Below are 18,068 nucleotides of genomic sequence, written 5' to 3'. Positions count from 1 at the left end.
GGCGGCGCGGACCATCGGGTGAGCGTGAACCACGCGGATGGCGTGCGGTTGATGAGTGCTGGAGGCCCGCTCTCATCTCCGCCGGAGGTTGGGGACGGCGGCGACTGCCACGGCCACCAGGGCGAGGAGGGTGCCGGCCACGACCGGGGTTGTGACCGGCTTGTCCGCGACCGGGACGAAGATGTCGATGAACAGGCTGGCGATGAGCTGGCCGGCGATCGTGCCGAGGCCGAGGACGAAGACGCCGACCACGCGGACCACAGCGGCCGCGGCGCTGATGAAGATCACGCCGCACGCGCCGCCGAAGTACAGCCACGGTTCGCTCGGGAGGTGACGCGGTGCGCCGCGGAGTGCGAGGTCGACGAGGAAGACGAGCAGGAGGGCCGTGAAGCCGACCAGGAAGTTGACCACGCCGGCCGCGACCGCGCCGTAGGCGTCGGAGGCAGCGGTCCGCGCGACGCGTCCGTTGATGGCTTGCTGTACGGCGGTGCCGACGCCGCCGAGCGCGGGCAGGACGGCGAGCAGCAGACCGTCGGGGTGACTCACCTGCTCGGACACCGCTAGGGCGACCGCGACCAGCGCGATGGCTGCGCCGACCACGCGGATGGCCGTGAGCGGCTGCGGGCCGGCCGGGCCGAAGCCGAGGCGATCGACGACGAGGCTGCTGATCGCCTGACCGGCCACGCCCGCCACCAGGAACACCGCGACGCCGATCACGGACACGGTGATCGACTGGGTCGCGACGAGGAACGCGCCGGCGAGTCCGCCGAGACACTGCCACCAGCGCAGGCCGCCATGCGCGCGTACCGGCGTACTGATCGCCTGCCAGACCCGGCCGAGCGCCTTGCGGACCCGCGGAACGATCGCGGTAGCGACCAGCAGGATCAGCAGGCCGGTGCCGAACGAGATCAGCGCCGCCGGGATCCCGTCGCCGAGGATGCCGCCGAGCTCGCCGTTCAACCGCGACTGCACGGCGACGAGCATGCCGATCCCGAAGGCCGAAACCAGACCGACGACATGGTGCTGCCGGGTCGAGACGGCGGGACGCGTGGCGGTTGTTGTCACCTCACCATCATGACCGTCCGGCCTGTAGCGCCTGACAGCAGGTCCGCATTATGACCGGCGGATCAGCGCCAGGTACATCGCGTCGGTGCCGTGCAGGTGCGGCCAGAGCTGGACGTCCGGGCCGTCGCCCAGATCCGGCACGTCGGGGAACAGCGGCCGCGCATCCTCGAGGGACGCGTCGTCGCGCCGACCCAGTACGGCGTCGACGACGGCACGAGTCTCGTCGGGATGAGGTGAGCAGGTCACGTATGCGACCACCCCGCCCGGACGGACCGAGGTGATCGCGGAGTCGAGCAGGGCCTCCTGGAGCGGACGCAGCTCGACGACGTCTTCCGGCGTACGGCGCCAGCGGGCCTCCGGTCGACGCCGCAGCGCACCGAGTCCGCTGCAAGGCACGTCGGCGAGCACCCGGTCGAACGAGCCGTCCGGCCAGGTCGGCTTGGTCCCGTCGCCGACCAGCACCTTGTGGTTGCCGGGGATCGCCCGCAGGTTCGAGCGGACCAGTTCGGCGCGGTGCTTGAGCGGCTCAACCGCGGTCAGCTGCCCGTCCCGCTGCTGCACAAGCGCCGCAAGCAACGCCGACTTCCCGCCCGGCCCCGCACACAGGTCCAGCCACTCGGCGTCGTCGCCGTCAACCTTCGCCGAGGCCAACGCGATCGCCACCAACTGCGACCCTTCGTCCTGTACGCCGGCCCGCCCGGTGGCAACCGCCCCGATCCGCCCCGGATCGCCCCCACCCTCAAGCACAGCCCCGTACGCCGACCACCGCGCGGCGACCGCTCCCGCGGCAACCAGCTCGTCCACGTCAGCCAGCCCAGGACGGGCGACCAGCGTCACCCGCGGAGGATCGTTGTCAGCGGCAAGCAAATGCTCCAGCTCGACCGCCGCGTCTCCCGATGGGGCGGCGCCAGGCCCATCAGTGAGAGCTCGGTCGAAGGCCTCGATGACCCAGCGGGGATGTGCTTCAGCAATTGCCAGGTAGCCGAGGGGGTCGTCCTGGGGAGCGACTGTGGAGATCCACTGGTCCAGTGAGCGTTGGCTGATTTTGCGGAGTACGGCGTTGACGAGGCCGGTCCGCTTCTGGCCGAGCTCGGATCTGGTCAGGGTGACCATCTCGTTCACCGCGGCATACGAGTCGACTCGCATGTTGACGAGTTGGTGTGTGCCGAGGCGGAGGAGGTCGAGGAGCTCGGGGTCGAGGTCCGCGAGTGGTCGCGAGACGCTCCGCGCCAGGAACGCGTCGTACGTGCCCTGCCAACGCAACGTCCCGTGCACGAGCTCGGTGCAGAACGCGGCATCACGCCCCGACAGCCGGGCCTCCCGGAGCGCCTTGTTCAGTGCGAGGTTCGCGTACGCGCCTTCGCTCGTCACCTGGCGGATGACCTGGTACGCAACCCGGCGGACCCGATCCGGCCGGACCTGCGGGGCGCGGTTACGAGGAGACCGATCGCTCACGCGGACGGCCCCAGCACGTCCTCATCGGTGAGGCGGATACCGCGAGCCCAGTCGGCTGCGGCCATCGGCTTCTTGCCCTGCGGCTGCACCGTGACCAACTCGACCGCGCGGCTCCCGGTGCCAACCGTCACGCTCGACTTCGTCGCCTGCAGCTCGCCGGGCTTGAGCTCGTCGTCGGTCAGCCGTACGGCGAGGACCTTCAACCGCTCGCCCCGGAACGTCGTCCACGCCCCCGGAGCCGGATTGCACCCGCGCACCAACCGGTCCACCCGTTGCGCCGGCGCACTCAGATCCAGCTCGGCATCCTCGACCGTGATCTTCGGCGCGAGTGTCACACCGTCGGCCGGCTGCTCCCGGGCCTCCAGCACGCCGGCCTCGATCCCGTCCAGCGTGTCGACCAGGAGCTTCGAACCCGACACGGCCAGCCGATGCAGCAGGTCGCCCGATGTGTCCGAGGGCCCGATCGGCTCGGTGAGTACGCCGAACACCGGGCCGGCGTCGAGCGCCTTCACGATCCGGAACGTGCTCGCGCCGGTGACGTCGTCGCCCGCGATGATCGAGTGCTGCACCGGCGCGGCCCCACGCCACGCGGGCAGCACCGAGAAGTGCAGGTTGACCCAGCCGTGCTGCGGGATGTCGAGCGCGGCCTGGGGCAGCAGTCCGCCGTACGCGACGACCGGGCAGCAGTCCGGCGCGATCTCCCGCATCCGGGCCAGGAACTCCGGGTCGCTCGGCTTGACCGGCTTCAGGATCTCGATCCCGCCGAGCTCCTCGGCGTACTGCGCGACCGGTGAGGCGACCAACTTCCGTCCACGCCCGGCTGGCGCATCCGGGCGGGTGACGACGCCGACAAGCTCGTGGCGGCTGGCAACGATCGCCTCGAGTGCGGTGACGGCTGGTTCCGGCGTACCGGCGAAGACGACTCTCACAGTCCGAATCCGTTCGTGGGGTGGGGTGAGACCTTGAGCTGGGGTGGGCCGCTCAGGCCGGACCAGTCGGCTTCGCGGATCGCCTTCATCGCCAGCTTGCGGGTCTCCCGGTCGAGCCGGTCGACGAACAGGATGCCGTCCAGGTGGTCGGTCTCGTGCTGGATGCAGCGGGCGAGCAGGTCGGAGCCCTCGATCACCACGGGATCGCCGTACATGTTGAAGCCCTTGGCGATCACCGACTGGGCGCGCCGGCAGTCGAAGGCGAGGCCGGGGATCGAGAGGCAGCCCTCGGGGCCGAACTGCTCGTCGGCCGACAGCGACAGCTCGGGGTTGATCAGGTGGCCCAGCTCGCCCTCGACGTGGTACGTGAACACCCGCAGCCCGACGCCGATCTGCGGCGCGGCCAGCCCGGATCCGGGCGCCTCCTGCATGGTGTCGGTGAGGTCCGCGACCAGGCGGCGCAGCTCGGCGTCGAAGTCGACGACCGGGTCGGCCTTCGTGATCAGCACGGGGTCGCCGAACAGGCGGATGGGTTGGACCGACACAGACTCTCCACAGCGTTCCAGCAGGCAGGACCGGGCAAGTCTAGTTGGCCCGGCAGGTGGATTCAGGACGGGAGGGGCCTCCCGTTTGTTGCCACAAGCACGTACTGTGGTCTCAGGCGTACCCTCAGTCACTGCCGTCACACGCCGCTCGGGAGACCCAATGCTCACTGCAGCACGGGGGGCAACTCTGATCCTCCTGGGTGCACTGCTTGCGCAGGCACCCCTCACTGCCCAGGCCTATCAACCACGCGAGCCCGGGTACTCCGGGCCTCCGGCCGGCGCGACCGCGTCTGTTGCGCCCACCTCGGCGCCGATGTCTGCTCCTACCGCGGATCCCTCCGCGACACCGACAAGTACGCCCACAAGTACGCCGACGGGCGCGCCGACCGTGAGTGAGCCGGTCGCGGAGCCGACGGCGCGGTCGTGGAGCGAGGTGGTCAAGCAGGTGACGGAGACGTCGCCGGGTGATCTGCAGGTGCGGTCCGCGGACGAGTCCGAGCAGGCCGAGGCCATGCTGCGGTGCTTCAAGCTCGACACGGAGAACTACTGCCTCGGACTCGGGTTCGTCGACCGTGTCCCGACCGGTGCTCAGCTGCAGGAACTGGTGAGCCCGCCCAGCCTGCGGGCGGCGGACGAGGTCGGGGTCGAGCAGGACATCGCGACCGGCGATCTCACCCCGGCCGCGCTCGTCGCCGAACGCGCCGCGATGCCGAAGAGCACCCGGGTCACCGCCGAGCTCGACGAGATGCAAGCCGCCTGGAGCGGCCGCGAGAAGGCCCGCGAACTCCGCGAGTTCGCCGCAGCGAACACACCTCCGGTGAACCCGCAGAATCCGGGCGGCTCACCGGCGAGCGAGGAAGGGTTGGGGGAAGCACCGGCAGCCGGGACGACCCCTACGGCGACGCCGACGGTGGTGCCTACTCGTACCGCTCCTACGGTCGGGCCGTCCAAACCTGCGCCTCCGCAGACTCCGGCTGCTCCGGTGAAGACGCCGGCTTCGGCGTACATCATGAAGGGGTTCCAGACCTCGCAGGAGAAGGGGTACTGGTGCGGGCCGGCGACGTTCCAGTCGATCGACTGGGCCGACGACAACCAGAAGGACACGCAGGCCTCGTGGGCCAAGGATCTCGGCTCGACGACCGGCGGTACGGCGATCTCCGCGATGGTGAAGCAGACCAACGTGAAGACCGCGTGGCCGAAGTCCGCCGGCACCTACATCGTGCAGAACGTCTCGGACTGGAACGCGCAGACGTTCTTCACCGTCCACCAGAAGCACCTCGGCGTGTACAAGGCCCCGGTGATCGAGCACGTGCAGCTGCTGAAGCGGTACTTCCCGTACCTCGCCTTCAACCATAGCGGGCACTACCAGGTCGGCCGCGGCTACGACAAGGCGAACGGCACGATCGCGATCTTCGAGGTGTTCAACGAGCGCCGGTTCAACAGCCGCGGCAACGTCACCGACGGCCCGCGGAACGTTCCCGCGAGCGCACTGTTCAACGCCACCCTGGCCAACTCCTTCAAGAACATCGGGCTGTGATGCGTCGCCGTACGGTTGCCGCAGGCACCCTTCTCGTCCTGGTCGTGGCCGGCTGCTCGTCGACCGAACCGACCACCACACCAACACCAACACCGACACCAGCCACAACGACGCCGAAGCCGTCGATCACCACGCCGGGGCGGCCGACGGACAGCGGTACGGCGATCCCGGCCTGGGCGAACGTGCTGCGGCAACCGGTCGACGGCCAGCACCTCGTCACCCAGCAACGCAGGTACGTCGTGACCCGCGGAAGCGACGAGGCCGGTACGACGACGATCACCGACCGCACCAGCAAGAAGGTCGTCGTCCACCACGTCCCCGCGACCGGTTTCGTCGCCCAGTCCCCCGTCGTCCTCGACGACCACTGGGCCCTGATCGAGGACATCCGCTCCGACGGCCCGGATCCGCAGATCACGGTGATCCGCTACGACCTGACCACCGGCAAGGGCACAAGCCCCGCCACACTCCCGCCGGTGTCCGAACCCGAGATCGGCGCGTACGACGGCACCTTCGCCTACAGCTCCACCGACGCGAAGAACCGTTCCTGCCTCATCGTCGCGGACCTCGCGACCCTGAAGTCGCGCGCCGTCACCTGCGTCGCCGCCCCAGGCTACATCGCGGATCCGGTCGTGTCCGTCGACACCGTCACCTTCAGCGAGATCATCGCGCCCGAGACCGCCGGCCGCTGCAAGCGCGTCCTGTCCGCATCCCTGTCCAGAGGCACAGCACAACCGGTCCCCGCGGCAACCAACTGCATCCAGTGGAGCGGTGCCACCATCGGCGGCTCGACAGTGTGGTCCGAGGTCGCCGCCAATGACCCCGACCAGTACCAGAGCAAGGCCTACGTCCGTGAGTCCGGCGACTCCCCCGCCCGGCCGCTCGGCACCGTCGTCACCGACACGATCCTTGCCTGCGGCAACTGGATCCTCTGGGAGGTCCGCACCGTCGGCTCGACCGGCGAGGAGAGATACCAGATCAACCGCTGGCGTCGCGGTCTCACCACCCCGCAACGCATGTACGCTGCCAAACCCGGCGTCGCGCTCACCCCGATGACCTGTCAGGACAACACCGTGTACGTCGAGGCGGCGTACCTCGCGAGCACGCCGACGTACACCGAGACGATCTCGGCGGCAGTCTGAAAGCGGCTACCAGCGCGCGTGCCGGATCCGCACCTTGCCGAACCCGACCGCCCCGGTGATCCGGATCCGCGGACCGGTACCGCTGGACTGACGCGGCGGCTTGTACTGCGAGTCCTTCCAGGTGGTGTGCAGACCCTCGAGCTCGACGACCGCGTTGCGCGGCACCCGGATCTTCGCGCCGCCGGTGCCGAGTTTGAGCTCGATGTCGACCTCTTGGTGCTCGAAGATCGCCCGGGTCAGATCGAGCCGGACCCGGCCGAACGCGGAATGCACCTTCAGCTTCCGCGGCACCCGCCAGACGCCGGCGCGGGTGATCCGCCCGGACGCCGCGCCGATGGTCGCCGAGCGGCCCGGGTCCGGGGCCGGCAGCGAGGCCAGGGCCCGCTGGATGTCCTGCCGGGTCCTGGCGCTGAGCACCTGGTGCAGCCGTGCGTCCATCTCGTCGTGGGTGAGGATCCCGTCCGTATAAGCCTCCTGCACGCGTCGCACGGCGGTGTCGCGATCCACGTCACCGATTGCGGGCGAGCGGTCTCCAGGTACGGATGTCACCAAACCACTGTAGTACCGCTACACGGCCAGACCGCGGGCGCGGAGTTGCGTGCGCAGGTCGTCGGCGCCGGTGAAGACCTCGGCGTCGAGGCCGACCGCGCGAGCACCGTCGACGTTGTACGCCATGTCGTCGGTGTAGAAGGTGCGGGCCGGGTCCAGACCGAAGCGGTCGATGAGGATCCGGTAGATCTTCTCGTCCGGCTTCGCCGTCTGCTCGACCCCGGAGACGACCTCGCCGTCGAAGCGGGTCAGGATCGGGAACGCGTCCTTGGCCACCTCCCACTTGTCCCCGGAGAAGTTCGTCAACGCGTACGTCGGGAGGCCGAGCGCCTGGATCTCGGTGAGTACCGCGGCCGTGTCCTCGAAGACGCCCCTGACCATCTTCAGCCAGCCGGTGTCGTACGCCTCGATCCACTCGGAGTGCTCCGGGTGCAAGCCGATCAGCTCCGCAACCGCCTCGGCCCACGGGCGTCCTTCGTCCTGCTTGTGGTTCCAGGCCGGCGTGGCCACGTTGGTCAGGAAGTGCGACCGCTGTTCCTCGTCAGGAATCAGGTCGGCGTAGAGGTAGTTCGGGCTCCAGTCCAGCAGCACCCCGCCGATGTCGAACACCACCGCGTCGATCGTCATGTCCGCCACCCTACGAGACTCGGTGAGAACGGCGCGGCGGCCTTCACCCTGCCTCACTCGACCACGCTGTGTGGGTTGCGGACGCGGTCGACGTGGTGACGGTCGCGACCGCCCACCTCATGCGGTCGCCGCGTTTGCTGCGGCGCGGGCGTGGAGCGCCGGAGCCAGCGAGTACTGCCCGATGAAGATCGCCACACCAAGTACCGCGCAGCCGAGCCAGGTGGCGGCGGGGCCGAGGTGCTCGAGGGCGTTGGTGCCGGCCAGCGGGCCGATCACGGTGCCGACGCCGAACGCCATCCCGGACAGACCCATGTAGCGGCCGCGCAGATCGATCGGCGCGAGGTCGGCGAACACCGCGCCGATCACCGCGGCGAACCCGATCTCCCCGATCGTCCACACCACGACCGACAACGCGTACCCCCACCAGCTGTGTACGACCGCGCCCACCCCGAAGCCGAGGCCGACCACGAGCATCGACGCCGCGAGCAGCTTCGGCCGGTCGAGCTTGACGTACCACTTGCCGAGGAACGGCTGGACGAGCACGATCACCACGCCGTTGAGCGCGATCACCAGACCGTACGTCCGCGACGACAGGCCGTCGTCCGACATCGCCAGCGGGAGGGTCGAGTAGCCCTGCATGTAGATCGTCGCGTAGCCGATCTGGATCAGGATCATCAGCAGGAACACGGTGTCGCGTACGACGACGGGCAGCAGCGCGCGGCGTACCGAGTTGTCCTCGGGGGCCGGGCGACTCTCCGGCACCATCAGCCAGATGACCAGGCCGGCGATCACCGACGTCGCGGCGTTCACCCAGAACAGCAGGCCGTAGCCGAAGGACGCCAGGACGCCCGCGCTGACGGTCGAGACGGAGAAGCCGAGGTTGATGGCCCAGAACAGCAAGCCGTACGCGCGGACCCGTTCGGTCGGCTGCAGCAGGTCCGCGACCGTCGCCTGCACCGCCGGGCGGAACAGGTCGCCGAGGAGACCGACCAGGAAGGCGGTCACCCAGATCAGCGCCATCGAGCGGCTGGAGCCGAGCAGGATCAGCGCGGCGCCGGTGCCGAAGAAGCAGACCAGCATGGTCACCCGGCGTCCGACCCGGTCGGCCAGCCAGCCGCCGACGAGTTGCGCGCACACGGTCCCGGCGCCGACAGCGGCCGCGACCGCTCCCGCCGTACCGGCCGAGAGGTGACGGTCGTGGGTGAGGTAGAGGACGAGGAACGGTTGGACGAAGCTGCCGAGCCGGTTCACCAGCTGGCACACCCACAGCGCCCAGAAAGCCCGCGGGAGGGCGGTGTGGGGCGGACTGCCGACGGCTACTGCGCTCATGGGATCAACTCTCGGGTCCGGATTGGCCATTGTCGATGATTAGGGTCAGGACTAATCTTGGGCGGGTGATCACGATCAGGCTGAACGCCGGGGACGTCGGGCGGATCCGGTTCGCGCTGTCGCCGGTGTGGGAGGCCGTGACGAGCGTGCGGGCGCTGAGCAACAACACCGCGCGCAGTGTGCACGGCCCGTGGCTGCAGAAGGTCCGGCCGACGATCGAGGGCGACGACCTGACGTTGCTCAGGGCACTCATCCCGTCGTACGGGTACATCCCCGACTTCCTGACGCCGGCGCCGCCGCGGCGGTCGACGAGCTTCGAGTCGGGGCTGGCCGCCATCGCGGCAACGCCGTACGAGCTGGTGGTGGACGAGCTCGGGAAGCTGCAGCACGACACGCCGCATCCGCTGCTGCCAGAGCTGATCGCTCAGCCGGCGAAGGCGCTGGAGTTGATCACATCGGCGCTGGAGAGGTACTGGCGGCGGGCGATCGAGCCGGACTGGCGGCGGATGCGGTCCCTGCTGCAGGAGGACCTGGCGTTCCGGCTCGATGAGCTTGCCAGTGGCGGGATCGAGCGGCTGTTCCGCAATCTGCATCCGTCGATCTGCTACCGCGGCGACCGCGTCGAGATCGACCGGCCGTACACCTGCGACGGCGAACCAACGGCCGGACAGGGCCTGCTGCTCGTGCCCTGCGTATTCACGTGGCCCGCCGGGTTGGCGGTGACGTGCGCGCCGCACGTGCCCACGATCACCTACCCGCCGCGCGGCCTCGGGCGCCTGTGGGAGGACCGCCTGGACACCACGGACTCACCCCTGGCGGACCTCGTCGGCCGCACCCGAGCCGCCATCGTCGGCCACCTCGACCTCCCGATGTCCACGACCCACCTGGCCCACCAGCTAGGCGTCTCGGCTCCGACCCTGAGCGTCCACCTCAGCATCCTCCGCAACGCCGGCGTAGTCGATTCCCGCCGCGACGGCCGCGCTGTCCTCTACCACCGCACACCCCTCGGCCACCAACTCCTCGCTGCCGCCCCCATGGCCGCCTCCACCTGTCCGTGACGGATCAGCGCACTGATTCGAGCATGTTCAGCAGGTCGCTCCAGGCGCCGGACGCCGCGGCCGCGGAGTAGTCGGGGTGCGATTCGTCGGTGAAGTAGTGACCGGCGCCTTCGTACTCGCGGATCAGCGCGACCGCGGCGGCGGCCTCCGCGCTGCGGCGGAACTCCGTTACCTGCTCCGGCGGGGCGAAACGGTCGCCCGCCGCGTAATGCAGTTGCACAGGCGTGCCGGGGCGGACGCCCGGCGGGACCGCGGCCGGGGCGTGGAGACAGGCGACCGCCGCCGCGCCAAGCCGGTCGGACCAGACCTGACCGATCACGCCGACGCCCATCGAGAACCCGATCAGCGCGGCATCGTCGGCCACCCGGGACAACGCGTCGTACGCCCGTCCGGTGATCGTCGACCAGCCGATCTCCTCCATCAACGCGAAGCCCGCCTCGAGCTCAGCTGGAACGGTCCGGCCACCGAACAGGTCAGGCAACAAGACCTCGTAACCCAACGACCGCAGCCGCTCGGCCGCGGCCGCCTCCACCGGCCGCAGACCCCACATGGAATGGAACAGGACGATGTCCATCGGCTATCCGAAGCTCGGCGGGTCTACCTGGACTCGGACTGTGCCGGGGTTCTTCTTGGTGGTGCGGGCTGATTGGGATTCTTTGAGGGAGCGGACGAGGGTTGGGCCGTGTTGGCGGGGGGTGCGGACTACGGCTCGGACGGTTTCGTCGTCCAGGTCTACCGGGCCCAGCACCTCCAGGCCGGCGGATGGGGGGACCAGGTCGCGGAGGCGGGTGATGAGGTCGTTGACGGACTCCGACGGGCCGGTGAGCTCGGCCAGTTTGGCGGCGGGGGCCAGGCGGGCTGCACGGCGTTCTTCGATCTCGCGGGTTGCGTAGCCTTCGGGGCTCCATCGGACGATCGCCTGCAGCGGAAGCGCGGACGGGTCGCCGACGAGGATGACGGTGCCGCCGTCGCGGGCCGATCGGACCAGCGCGGCCGCGTTGAACCACCGGCGCACTGCTTCTTCCGGAGCTCGGAGGTCCTGGCGGGCGAGCATCAGCCAGGTGTCGAGCAGAAGCGCCGCGGCATACCCTCCCTCGGCCACCGGCTCGGCGCCTGGCGTGGTGACGATGAGCGCCGGCGTGTCCGGTACGACGTCGAGCATGTTGTCGCCCCCCGACGTACGCACCACGACACCGGGGAACGCCCGCCCCAACTCCTCCGCCGTACGACGCGCGCCCACGATCGCCGCCCGCATCCTGGTGTCGCCGCACTCCGGGCAGCGGTGATCGGCCGCCGGTCGCCCACAGACGCTGCAGCTCGCCGGCCCGGCTCCCCCGGTACGACGCAACGTCCCGCCACAGGTCGCGCATCGCGACGGCGCCCGGCACGTCTGGCACACCAGGCTCGGCAGATACCCGGCCCGCGGCACCTGCACCAGCACCGGGCCGGACCGCAGCCCGTCCCGCGCGATCTCGAACACCCGGTGCGGCAGCCGCGCCGCCCGCGCCTGAGGATCACGCGCCAGCTCGATATCGGACTCGCCCGCGATGTGCACCGACGGCGCCGCCGCGCGGATCACCTTCCGGTCCGCGATCAGCTCGTGCGCGAACCCGGACTCGATCAACGCCGCCGCCTCCGCGGACCGCGCGAACCCACCGAGCACGGCCGCGCAGTTCTGCCGGAAGGCACGCAGCAGCAGGACCTCGCGCGCATGCGGGTACGGCGCGCGCGGCTCGGCGTACGACTCGTCGCCGTCGTCCCACATCGCCACCAGCCCGAGATCCGCAACCGGTGCGAACGCGGCCGCTCGCGTCCCGATCACGACCCGCGCGCACCCGTGCAACGCGGCCAGGAACGCCCGATACCGAGCTGTCGGCCCCAGATCCGCCGACAACGTGACGAACCCCGACTCCCCCAGCACCGCGGTACACGCAGCAGCCAACCGCTCCAGATCCCGCGCGTCCGGCGCCAGCAACAACGCTCCGCGCCCGGACGCCGCGCACACCGCCGCGGCCTGCGCGAACGCGAGCGCCCAGTCAGCTCCCGGTACGGCGGTCCACACCGCGCGCGGCGACTCCGCCCGGGCGATCGCGTCGAGGAATCCAGCCGGGTACGCCGACCACTCCGAGCGTGACGTCGACACCGGCGGACGCGGCGGCTGATCGCACCGCAGCGGCTCGCCCTCGACCTTCGCATGCCGCGGCGGGACAGCCAGCCGAGTCACGTCCGCGAGCACCCCGGCGTACCGATCGGCGACCGCACGACACAGGTCCGCGACCTCCGGCGTCAGCACGCGCTCGGGCGACACGACCTTGCGCAGCCTCATCAGCTTGCCGTCGTGATCGGACTCCTCGAGCCGCTCCAGCACGAACCCGTCGAGATCCTTGCCGGCGAACCGGACCTTCACCCGGGCGCCCGACTGGGCCGCCGAGGCCATGTCGTCGGGAACGAGGTAGTCGAACGGCCGGTCCAGATGCGGGAGCGAGACATCGACCGCGATCCGGGCCACCGGCAACGTCTCGGTAATCTCGGCCGGCTCCTTGGTCCGGGATTTGCGCACGGTGTCCCGCAGCAGCGTGAGTTGCTCCGGCGAGTCCGATGTCACCGGGAAATGCTAGTCGTAGGGGACGACAGTGCGCTGACGCACTGCCGTCCCCTGTGGACAACTACTACTTGTTGACTACTTGTTGACTACTTGTTGACCGCGGCCTTGAGGGCTTCGACGCGGTCGGTGTGCTCCCAGGTGAAGTCCTCACCGGTCCGGCCGAAGTGGCCGTTGCGGGCGGTCTGGGCGTAGATCGGCCGGAGCAGGTCCAGGTCGCGGATGATCGCGGCCGGCCGGAGGTCGAACACCTCGCGCACCGCGTCGGCGATCTTGGCCACCGGCACCTTCTCGGTCCCGAACGTGTCCACGTAGAAGCCGACCGGCGCGGCCTTGCCGATCGCGTACGCGACCTGGCACTCGACCCGGTCCGCGAGCCCCGCGGCGACGATGTTCTTCGCCACCCAGCGCATCGCGTACGCCGCCGACCGGTCCACCTTCGACGGGTCCTTGCCGGAGAACGCGCCACCGCCGTGCCGCGCCATCCCGCCGTAGGTGTCGATGATGATCTTGCGCCCGGTCAGCCCGGCGTCGCCCATCGGGCCGCCGATCTCGAACCGGCCGGTCGGGTTCACCAGCAGCTTGTAGTCGGTCGAATCGATGTCGAACTGCTCGAGCACCGGGTCGACGACGTGCTTCTTGATGTCCGGCGTCAGCATCGAGTCGAGGTTGATGTCCGCCGCGTGCTGGCTGGACACCACCACGGTGTCGATCCGGACCGCCTTGTCACCGTCGTACTCGACCGTGACCTGGGTCTTGCCGTCCGGCCGCAGGTAGGCCAGCGTGCCGTTCTTGCGGACCTCGGACAGCCGCTCGGACAGCCGGTGCGCGATCGTGATCGGCAGCGGCATCAGCTCCGGCGTCTCGTTGGACGCGTAGCCGAACATCAGCCCCTGGTCGCCTGCCCCCTGCAGGTCCAGCGCGTCCTCGGACGCGGACGAGCGCGTCTCGTACGCCGTGTCGACACCCTGTGCGATGTCCGGCGACTGGCTGCCGATGGCGACCTGCACCCCACAGGACGCACCGTCGAAGCCCTTCAAGGACGAGTCGTAGCCGATCTCCAGGATGCGCGATCGCACGATCCCGGGGATATCGACGTACGCCGTCGTGGTGACCTCGCCCGCGACGACGACCAGACCCGTGGTGATCAGGGTCTCGACCGCCACGCGGCTCTTCGGGTCCTCGGCCAGCAACGCGTCGAGGATGGAGTCGCTGATCTGGTCAGCGATCTTGTCCGGGTGACCCTCGGTCACGGACTCGGACGTGAAAAGGCGCCTCGCCACAGGTTCTCCCTCGGATTCCTCTCGTGCCGCACGACCGTTCCCCACTGTCGCACGGTCCCCCCATGCACCGACGGTTGGCGATGCATCTTGGGCAGTATGCCAGCAGTTTCCACCCACGTCCCGGTGACGCTCCGAATTCATCCGGAATATGAGATCAGTGATCATATGCTGGGCGGTTGGCTCGCTTTCAGGCGTGGGCGCCGACCGTCACGTCGCCGAGTGTGAGCGACGGCGCACCTCCGAGGATCTCGCCCAGCCGATCCACCTCGGCGTCGAGCAGTGTGCGGCGGCGCCGGTTGAGCGGCCTCAGCGCCTCGACTGTGACGCGCAGCGTCCGGCCCGCCTTCTTCTGGTGCCAGACACCACCGACGATGCCGTCGACGAGCAGCAGGGGGTAGTTGCCGGCCTGCCCGCGGGCGGTCGCCCGGTCGAACACCTTGCCGGGGAAGAGCAGCTCTCTCGGGTAGCTGCCGACGCCGTACGCGTCGAAGTACGGCAGCAACCGCACGCCCTCGGCCCGCTCGTCCGGGAAGTCACCGTCACCTGGGGCATACCATACGGTATGGTCTGCCAGCTTCGCGTGCGGCAGATCGGCGAAGTACGGCTTGACCCTGGTCGGCGTAGTGCTCAGCCAGCGTGCGAACTGCTGCGGGGTCGCTGGACCGTACGAGTACAGGTAGCGGTGCAGGAGTTCGGTCATCGCCTTGTCGGCCGGCAGCGGCTCGAAGGGGCGAAGGCGGTGCGGGTTCGCGTAGGTCATCAGCCGGCCGCGCATCGGACCGTGGCAGAGCACGCCGGCGTTCGCCGCGACCGAGGTCGCCTGCCGCCACCGCGCCCACGCGCCCTGGAAGGCGGGGATCGTCGGCTCCCGTGCCCACGCCCCGGTCCGCCGTACGACTTCCTCGGTCAGCTCGTCGACGGTCAGGTCGTCGTGCGCGAGCGCCTCCCCGATGGCGACGATCACCTGGTCGACCTCGTCCGGGGACATCCGGATCGGCTCCGGCTGGCTGCCGGCCGACGGCAAGGCCGACAACGCACCGGTCCACATCGGCAGGTCCTCGAGCGGCAACAAGTGCACGGTCCCACGCGGCCCGAACGTCTTCACGAGCTCCTCGTCGCCCTGCACGGTCGCCCGCGTCGCCCCTCCGACGCGCAACGCCACCGACGCCTCCCCCGCCGTCGCGATCTGCGCATGCGCCCCGCACATCGCCCGCACGGCGTCGACCGGCGCACTGAACGCCTCCACCAACCCGTGCCGCCACATCCGCCGCGCAACAACCGCGTCCCACGTGATCTCCATACGCCCACGCTAGTACGCAAAGCGGACAGCTTCTGACCTCTTCCTCACCCCTCGCTCCCCTGCTCCCATTTGAGAGGTGAACCCTTTCCGATGCCCGTTCGCCAGCCGTATCCGCCTCAGGAACGGACAAGTTCAGAGGTTCACCCCTCAAAGGCTTTTGGTCAGGCGGCTTGGCGGGCGCGGACGAACGCGTCCCGGATACTGGTCAACAGCCGGTCCGGTCGGTTGAAGTCCACCCAGCCGGCCCGTACCACCTGGAGACCCAACGCTCGCAAACGGTCTTCGCGGACCTTCTCCTGCACGAGTACGTCGCCTGCCGCCTCCGCGTACTTCAGCCTCCCGTCGAACTCGACCACGGTGGAGAACTGGGGAAAGAAGAAGTCGACCCGGGCAACGAACCCGCGGATGTCGTGAAACTCGACCTGGAGCTCAGGGGCGGGCAATTCGTTGTTCGACATCAGCACACGAAGCCGGGATTCTCCGACGGATTCCGAGCGCGCATCGCCGAAATTCAGGGCAGCGCGCGCCGTCGGGCTCCCGGGCCAGTACTGCGTCACGTCAACAAGGCGGCGTACGTCGTCCTCGCTGATCGAGTGATCGCGCAAGGCCGCGTCGAAGGCCACGACGGCAGCCTCGAAGGACGTCGTACAAGCAGTCTCGAAGACCGCCCGAGCAACAGTCGTCGATGCGAGTCCGTCCGCGTCGGTCAGGTCGGCGTCCACCAATCCGCCTGCGTGGCAGTGGACACCTGCGACAGTCCCGCTGACCGTCTCGTCCTGCCGGGTGATGTGGGCCCGGCCGAGGTCGAGCCCCCACAGCGGCAGCCCATGCAAGGCCAGCGCAGACTGATGACTGACCACAACGCTGCTACGCCTGCGGGAATTGACGACGGCATGAACCAACTGGAGGTGCTCCAGTCGACTCCGGCTCCACGGTTCGAGGGCGGTCAGATCAAGCGGCTCGGCGTACTGTCCGTGGCGGATTCGAAGCCACCGACCGTCGTTCAGTCGCGCACGAATCTGCTTCGGCGTGTAGCCACAGCGCAGTGCCTGCTGCCGACTGAAGACACCGCGCTGCTGTTCCGCCACGAGTCTGAGTTTCTGGTTCACCCCGCCAGCATCGGCGCGGCGCCCACTCCGCGGAACCGGGATTCGCCGTTCTGTGGATAACACATTTCAGAGGTTGACCCTTGAAATGGTCGGTTCATCCCACGTATGCCGACTGCGAACGGGCACGCGGAGAGGTTCACCTCTGAAATGGCCCTGGGGAGCGGGCGGGCCTGGGTGGGGCGGGGCAGGTGGGTGGTCAGGACCAGTGGGTGGCGACCAGGTTCCAGATGACGCCGGCCAGGGCGTCCTTGCTGGTGGAGGGGACGGGGAGGGCGGTGCCGGCGCGGTCGAGGATCACTGCTTCGTTGACGTCGCTGCCGAAGACCTTGCCGCCGGAGACGTCGTTGATGACCAGGAGGTCGCACCCCTTGCGCTCGAGCTTGGCCTGGCCGAGCTCGAGGACCGTGTGCTCGGCGTCTCCGGTCTCCGCCGCGAACCCGACGATGACCTGGTCGGGGCGGGCGCGGTCGTGCGAGATGGTCTGCAGGATGTCCGGGTTCTGGATCAGGTTGACCGCGGGCACGGCGCCGTCGGCGGTCTTCTTGATCTTGTGCTCCGCCAGGTCGACAGGGCGGAAGTCCGCGGGCGCGGCCGCCATCACGATCGCGTCGGCGTCGGCGGCCCGCCCGGTGATCTCGTCGTACAGGTCGCGGGTGGAGACGACCGGGACGACCTGAACGCCGGCCGGGTCGGGCAGCTCGGAGTTGGCCGCGACGAGCGTGACCTTGGCGCCGCGGGCGGCGGCGATCCGGGCGAGGGCATAGCCCTGCTTGCCGGACGACGAGTTGCCGAGGTACCGAACCGGGTCGAGGTGTTCACGCGTGCCGCCCGCGCTGACCAGCACGTGCTTGCCGGTGAGGTCCGCGACGGACTGCCCGGCCGCGCGGGCCGCCTCGTCGGCGAGCATCAGCTGGCTGATCGCGAAGATCTCGGACGGCTCCGGGAGTCGTCCACGGCCCGTGTCGGCGCCGGTCAGCCGGCCCACCGCCGGGTCCAGCACCGTGATCCCCCGGGACCGCAGGGTCGCGACGTTCGCCTGGGTGGCCGGGTGCTCCCACATCTCGGTATGCATCGCGGCGGCGAACAGGATCGGGCAGCGCGCGGTCAGCAGTGTGTTCGTCAGGAGGTCGTCGGCCAGCCCGTGGGCGGCCTTGGCGATCAGATTCGCGGTCGCGGGCGCGACGACGACCAGCTCCGCGGCCTTGCCGATCCGGACGTGCGGCACCTCTTCGACGTGGTCGAACGGGTCGGCCGTCACGGGCTGCCCGGACAGCGCCGCCCAGGTCGCCGCGCCGACGAACTCCAGCGCGGCCGCCGTCGGCACCACCCGCACACTGTGCCCGGACTCGGTCAGCCGCCGGAGCAGATCACAGACCTTGTACGCCGCGATGCCGCCGCCGACCCCGAGCACGACATTCGGCTTGTGCTTGGACGGCGTCGCGGGAACGACAGAGTCCCCCGGGACGGCATGGGTCCCAGGGGTGTGCTCTTCACCGGATCCGGACATCAGCTGACTCCGTTCCCGGGCGTCATCGCGGGGC

Annotated in this window: 17 protein-coding genes; 3 read left to right on the top strand and 14 right to left on the bottom strand. The window is 69.6% G+C overall.

Annotation, left to right across the window (positions count from 1 at the left end; all coding sequences use genetic code 11):
• Positions 1-72: 72 nt before the first annotated feature.
• The 5 genes from ACIA58_RS20930 to ACIA58_RS20910 form a co-directional block, all read right to left on the bottom strand.
• Positions 73-1,065 carry a DMT family transporter gene (locus ACIA58_RS20930; RefSeq protein WP_396405386.1) on the bottom strand — a complete coding sequence of 331 codons (993 nt, stop codon included), beginning with the start codon at positions 1,063-1,065 and terminating at the stop codon, positions 73-75.
• A 48-nt stretch (positions 1,066-1,113) separates the two neighbouring features.
• Positions 1,114-2,520, bottom strand: a complete 1,407-nt coding sequence (locus ACIA58_RS20925) for an RsmB/NOP family class I SAM-dependent RNA methyltransferase (RefSeq protein ID WP_396405385.1) — start codon at positions 2,518-2,520, stop codon at positions 1,114-1,116.
• On the bottom strand, positions 2,517-3,449 hold the full coding sequence (fmt, locus tag ACIA58_RS20920; RefSeq protein WP_396405384.1) for a methionyl-tRNA formyltransferase: 933 nt from the start codon (positions 3,447-3,449) through the stop codon (positions 2,517-2,519). The genes ACIA58_RS20925 and fmt overlap by 4 nt, the downstream gene beginning before the upstream one ends.
• Complete coding sequence (gene def, locus ACIA58_RS20915; RefSeq protein WP_396405383.1) at positions 3,446-3,994, bottom strand: peptide deformylase; 549 nt, start codon at positions 3,992-3,994, stop codon at positions 3,446-3,448. The genes fmt and def overlap by 4 nt, the downstream gene beginning before the upstream one ends.
• Before the next feature lie 240 nt (positions 3,995-4,234).
• Positions 4,235-4,435, bottom strand: a complete 201-nt coding sequence (locus ACIA58_RS20910; protein ID WP_396405382.1) for a hypothetical protein — start codon at positions 4,433-4,435, stop codon at positions 4,235-4,237.
• 4 nt (positions 4,436-4,439) lie between these two features.
• Here ACIA58_RS20910 and ACIA58_RS20905 point away from each other — a divergent pair, with 4 nt between their 5' ends.
• Both ACIA58_RS20905 and ACIA58_RS20900 read left to right on the top strand, forming a co-directional pair.
• Positions 4,440-5,531, top strand: a complete 1,092-nt coding sequence (locus tag ACIA58_RS20905) for a C39 family peptidase (RefSeq protein ID WP_396405381.1) — start codon at positions 4,440-4,442, stop codon at positions 5,529-5,531.
• Positions 5,531-6,670: a hypothetical protein gene (locus tag ACIA58_RS20900; RefSeq protein ID WP_396406497.1), complete on the top strand. Its 1,140-nt coding sequence runs from the start codon at positions 5,531-5,533 to the stop codon at positions 6,668-6,670. Before ACIA58_RS20905 ends, ACIA58_RS20900 begins: the two co-directional genes overlap by 1 nt.
• A gap of 6 nt (positions 6,671-6,676) precedes the next feature.
• Here ACIA58_RS20900 and ACIA58_RS20895 read toward each other — a convergent pair whose 3' ends face one another.
• From ACIA58_RS20895 to ACIA58_RS20885, 3 genes are all read right to left on the bottom strand, one after another.
• Positions 6,677-7,219 carry a DUF1707 domain-containing protein gene (locus ACIA58_RS20895; protein WP_396405380.1) on the bottom strand — a complete coding sequence of 181 codons (543 nt, stop codon included), beginning with the start codon at positions 7,217-7,219 and terminating at the stop codon, positions 6,677-6,679.
• Positions 7,220-7,237: 18 nt separating this feature from the next.
• A complete protein-coding gene (locus tag ACIA58_RS20890) occupies positions 7,238-7,846 on the bottom strand; it encodes an HAD family hydrolase (RefSeq protein WP_396405379.1) in 609 nt (202 codons plus the stop codon).
• Positions 7,847-7,963: 117 nt separating this feature from the next.
• Positions 7,964-9,175: an MDR family MFS transporter gene (locus ACIA58_RS20885; RefSeq protein WP_396405378.1), complete on the bottom strand. Its 1,212-nt coding sequence runs from the start codon at positions 9,173-9,175 to the stop codon at positions 7,964-7,966.
• A 65-nt stretch (positions 9,176-9,240) separates the two neighbouring features.
• Between ACIA58_RS20885 and ACIA58_RS20880 the strand changes: the two genes are divergently transcribed.
• Positions 9,241-10,233: an ArsR/SmtB family transcription factor gene (locus ACIA58_RS20880; RefSeq protein WP_396405377.1), complete on the top strand. Its 993-nt coding sequence runs from the start codon at positions 9,241-9,243 to the stop codon at positions 10,231-10,233.
• Positions 10,234-10,237: 4 nt separating this feature from the next.
• On the opposite strand, the gene ACIA58_RS20875 is transcribed toward ACIA58_RS20880, so the two are convergent.
• From ACIA58_RS20875 to coaBC, 6 genes are all read right to left on the bottom strand, one after another.
• Complete coding sequence (locus ACIA58_RS20875; protein WP_396405376.1) at positions 10,238-10,807, bottom strand: dienelactone hydrolase family protein; 570 nt, start codon at positions 10,805-10,807, stop codon at positions 10,238-10,240.
• A 3-nt stretch (positions 10,808-10,810) separates the two neighbouring features.
• Positions 10,811-12,838 (bottom strand): primosomal protein N', encoded by a 2,028-nt coding sequence (locus ACIA58_RS20870; RefSeq protein WP_396405375.1) that lies wholly within the window; start codon positions 12,836-12,838, stop codon positions 10,811-10,813.
• Positions 12,839-12,924: 86 nt separating this feature from the next.
• A complete protein-coding gene (gene metK, locus ACIA58_RS20865) occupies positions 12,925-14,118 on the bottom strand; it encodes a methionine adenosyltransferase (RefSeq protein ID WP_396405374.1) in 1,194 nt (397 codons plus the stop codon).
• 187 nt (positions 14,119-14,305) lie between these two features.
• Positions 14,306-15,418, bottom strand: coding sequence for a winged helix DNA-binding domain-containing protein (locus ACIA58_RS20860; RefSeq protein WP_396405373.1), 1,113 nt, complete (start codon positions 15,416-15,418; stop codon positions 14,306-14,308).
• Between the two features lie 161 nt (positions 15,419-15,579).
• Entirely contained in the window at positions 15,580-16,527 is a 948-nt protein-coding gene (locus ACIA58_RS20855) for a type IV toxin-antitoxin system AbiEi family antitoxin domain-containing protein (protein WP_396405372.1), read from the bottom strand.
• Between the two features lie 196 nt (positions 16,528-16,723).
• Entirely contained in the window at positions 16,724-18,034 is a 1,311-nt protein-coding gene (gene coaBC, locus ACIA58_RS20850; protein ID WP_396405371.1) for a bifunctional phosphopantothenoylcysteine decarboxylase/phosphopantothenate--cysteine ligase CoaBC, read from the bottom strand.
• Positions 18,035-18,068 lie beyond the last annotated feature (34 nt).

The organism is Kribbella sp. NPDC051586, assembly GCF_044453965.1.
Classification (GTDB): Bacteria; Actinomycetota; Actinomycetes; order Propionibacteriales; family Kribbellaceae; genus Kribbella.
Note: the sequence above shows the minus strand (reverse complement) of the source record. Positions and strands in the feature narration are given on the sequence as shown.